General features: G+C 69.7%; 2 protein-coding genes. Both read right to left on the bottom strand.

All coding sequences use genetic code 11. From position 1 onward, the window contains the following. Positions 1-42 precede the first annotated feature (42 nt). Positions 43-3,168 carry an efflux RND transporter permease subunit gene (locus tag ACFTZL_RS42395; RefSeq protein ID WP_382595206.1) on the bottom strand — a complete coding sequence of 1,042 codons (3,126 nt, stop codon included), beginning with the start codon at positions 3,166-3,168 and terminating at the stop codon, positions 43-45. Positions 3,169-3,327: 159 nt separating this feature from the next. Further along, the coding region (locus ACFTZL_RS42390) for a LuxR C-terminal-related transcriptional regulator (protein ID WP_382595203.1) at positions 3,328-3,883 on the bottom strand (556 nt) is incomplete at its 5' end.

The following is a 3,883-nucleotide window of genomic DNA, read 5'->3' as shown; positions in this document are numbered from 1 at the left end:
GGGTGGGGCCTCCTGTGCCGTACGAGGGTGGTCGTACGCGGATCAGACCTGCGCCGGCTCCGGCTCCGGCTCCTCGGACGCCTCCGTGCGCTGGGCCGGGAGGCCCTTCTTCGCCGCGCGCTTCTTCGCCCGGCGCTCCTTGCGGAGCTCGAACATCGCGTACAGCGTCGGGACCAGAAGGAGGGTGAGCAGAGTCGACGTCACCAGGCCGCCGATCACGACCACGGCCAGCGGCTGGGCGATGAAGCCGCCCTCGCCCGTGATGCCGAGGGCCATCGGGAGCAGGGCGAAGATCGTCGCCAGGGCGGTCATGAGGATCGGGCGCAGTCGGTGCCGGCCGCCCTCGATCACTGCCTCGACGACGCCGTAGCCCTGCTTGCGGTACTGGTTGATCAGGTCGATCAGCACGATCGCGTTCGTCACCACGATGCCGATCAGCATCAGCATGCCGATCATCGCGGGGACACCCATCGGCGTGCCGGTCACCAGCAGGAGGCCGATGGCGCCCGTGGCCGCGAACGGGATGGAGACGAGCAGGATCAGCGGCTGGACCAGGGACTTGAAGGTGCCGACCAGCAGCATGAAGACGATCGCGATGGCCGCCAGCATCGCCAGGCCCAGGTTGAGGAACGCCTCGTCCTGGTCCTCGGAGACACCGCCGATCGACGCCGTGGCGCCCTCCGGGAGCTTCAGCGCGCTGATCTCGGACTGGAGCTTGGTGCTCACCGCGCCCGTGTTGTCGCCGGTCGGCTTCGCGGAGATGGTCGCCGCGCGCTGGCCGTCGATCCGGGTCATGGACACCGGACCGTCGATCTGCTTCACCGTCGCGATGTCGCCGAGCTTCGCCGCGCCCAGGCGCAGGTCCTGAAGCTGCTTCAGCGTCCGCGCGGGCTCGGCCGAACGGATGACGATGTCGCGCTCGCTGTCGTCCAGGGTCGCCTTGGCCGCGTTGGTGCCGCGGATCGCCTGCGCGACGGCGGCGCCCAGGGTCTGGTCGTTGAAGCCGGCCGCGGCCGCCTTGTCGTTGGCCTTCACCGAGATGCGCGGCACGCTCTGCGCCAGGTCGCTGGTGACGTCCGTGACGTCGTCGAGCTCGGCGACCGTCTTGCGGACCTGCTCGGACGCCGTACGCAGGACCTCGGCGTCGGCGGCCTTCACCACGACGCTGAGGTCCTGGCTGCCGAAGCCGTCACCGGCGGCGATGGTGGTCGTGCCGATGCCCTTGAGACCGGCCAGGCCCTTCTCGACGTCGTCCTGGACATCCTCGAACGGCACCGAGTCGTCCAGCATCACCTGGTACGAGGCCTGGTTGGAGTCCGTGCCACCGCCGAAGGCGGCCATGAAGCCGGACGAACCGATGGTGACCTGGTAGTCCTTCACGCCCTTGGTGTCGGCGAGCAGCTTCTCGACCTTCTTCGCCTGGGCGTCGGTCGCCGCCAGGCTGGTGCCGGGCTTCAGCTCCTGCTTGACGCTGAGGACTTCCTGCTCGCCCTGGTCGAAGAAGTTCGTCTTCAGCAGGGGCGCCATGCCGAACGTGCCGACGAGGACGACGATCGCGAGGGCCACGCTGGTGAGGCGGCGGCGGGTCGCGAAGCGCAGGACCGGGACGTAGATGCGCTGGAGGCGGCTCTTGGCCTCCTTCTCCTCCGCGATCCGGCGCGCCTCGTCCGCGTCCTCGGGGGTGCCCTTCGGGGGACGCAGGAACCAGTACGACAGGACCGGTACGACCGTCAGGGAGACGAGCAGGGACGCCAGCAGCGCGGCGGTCACCGTCAGGCTGAACGAGCCGAACAGCTCGCCCACCATGCCGCCGACCAGACCGATCGGCAGGAACACCGCGACCGTGGTGAGCGTCGAGGACGTCACCGCGCCCGCGACCTCACGGACGGCCTGGAGGATCGCCGAGTGGCGCTCCTCGCCGTAGCCGAGGTGCCGCTTGATGTTCTCCAGGACCACGATCGAGTCGTCGACGACCCGTCCGATGGCGATCGTCAGCGCGCCCAGCGTCAGGACGTTCAGCGACAGGTCGCGCGTCCACAGCACGATCAGGGCGAGGACCACGGACAGCGGGATGGACACCGCCGTCACGAGGGTGGAGCGGATCGAGGCCAGGAAGACCAGGATCACCAGGACCGCGAAGAGCAGACCGAGCGCACCCTCGGTGGTCAGGCCCTTGATGGACTTCGACACCGCCGGGCCCTGATCGCTGACGACCGTGAGGTCGGCGCCGGAGCCGAGGTCCTTGCGGAGGTCGGGGAGCTTGTCCTGGACGGCCTCGGAGATCGCGACCGCGCTGCCGTCGCGGTCCATGGTGACGGCGACGGAGAGGCTGGGCTTGCCGTCCGTGCGGGTGATGGAGTCGGCCGGGGCCTCCTGCTGCTTCACCGTGGCGACATCGCCGAGGCGCACCGGCTCGCCCTTGCCGGGCTCGCCCGTGACCATCAGGTCCTGGATCTGCTTCAGCGAGGTGAAGCCGCCGCCGACCTGGACCGTGCGGTTGGCGCCGTCCTCGTCGAAGGAGCCGGCCGGGACGGTGGCGCCGCCCGCCTGGAGCGCCTGCATCAGGGACTGCGGGGTGAGGCCCGCCTTCGCGAGCTTCGCGTTGTCGGGGGTGACGGCGACCTGGAGGTCCCGCACACCGTCGACGGTGACCTGGCCGACGCCGTCGATGCTCTTGAGGTCCGGCACGACGGTCTTGTCGAGCTGGTCGGCCAGGGCCTGCTGGTCCCGGCCGGAGCTGACGGCGAGGACGACGGTCGGCATGTCGTCCGTGGAACCGGCGACGATCTGCGGGTCGACGTCGTCCGGGAGCTGGACGCGGGCCCGGTTGACGGCCTGCTGGACGTCGGCGACGAGCTGCTTGGTGTCGTTGCCGTAGTCGAAGGACGCCATGATCACGGCGTTGCCCTCGCTGGCGGTGGAGGTGACGCCGCTGATGCCGTCGACGGATTCGAGGTTGTCCTCGATGGGTTCGACGACCTGCTTCTCGACCACGTCCGGTGACGCGCCCTGATACGGCGCCAGCACGGACACCATGGGCAGTTCGATGGTGGGCAGCAGCTGCTGCTTGAGCTGGGGTATCGCGATCGCCCCGAAGACGAGCGCGATGATCGACATCAGCCCTATCAGGGCCCGTTGCGCGAGGCTGAATTTCGACAGCCAGGACATGGGTGAGGGTCTCTCTTCTGTTAGCGGCAGAAGCGGCAGCGAGCGCGCAGATGAGCACCCGCCCTAACACCCTGAGCCATGGGGGACCCGGGTTTCGTAGGCCCCAGGTCCATTTCCTTATGCGGCGCATACTCCGGCCGCAGTACACCCGGGTCGAGCTCACTCCACCCTTGGACGGACCAGACCGGACTCGTAGGCGGTGACGACGAGCTGGGCCCGGTCCCGGGCGCCCAGCTTGGCCATGGCCCGGTTGACGTGCGTCTTCACCGTCAGCGGGCTGACCTCCAGACGCTCGGCGATCTCGTCGTTGGAGTGCCCGCCGGCGACCTGGACGAGCACTTCGCGCTCCCGCCCGGTGAGCGAGTCGAGCCGCTCGGCCCGGGCCGGGTCACGCTCGCCGTCGTCGGCCGGGTCCTGGGCGAGGAAGCGGGCGATGAGGCCCGTGGTGGCCGCCGGGGACAGCAGGGCCTGGCCGCCGGCCGCCGTCCGGATGGCGGTCAGCAGTTCCTCGGGCTCGGAGCCCTTGCCGAGGAAGCCGGAGGCGCCGGCGCGCAGCGACTGCACGACGTAGTCGTCGACCTCGAACGTCGTCAGGATGACCACGCGGACGTCGGCGAGTTCGGGGTCGGCGCTGATCATGCGGGTCGCGGCGAGACCGTCGGTGCCGGGCATCCGGATGTCCATGAGGACGACGTCGGCGTGCTGCTCCTTCGTC

The sequence above is a fragment of the Streptomyces sp. NPDC056948 genome, from assembly GCF_042674225.1.
Classification (GTDB): domain Bacteria; phylum Actinomycetota; class Actinomycetes; order Streptomycetales; family Streptomycetaceae; genus Streptomyces; species Streptomyces purpurascens.
The sequence above is the reverse complement of the archived record's forward strand: the minus strand, read 5'-3'. Positions and strand labels throughout refer to the sequence as shown.

Coding starts and splice junctions, on each gene's coding strand:
- ACFTZL_RS42395 (WP_382595206.1), bottom strand. CDS start 3,168: ATGTCCTGGCTGTCGAAATTCAGCCTCGCGCAACGGGCCCTGATAGGG.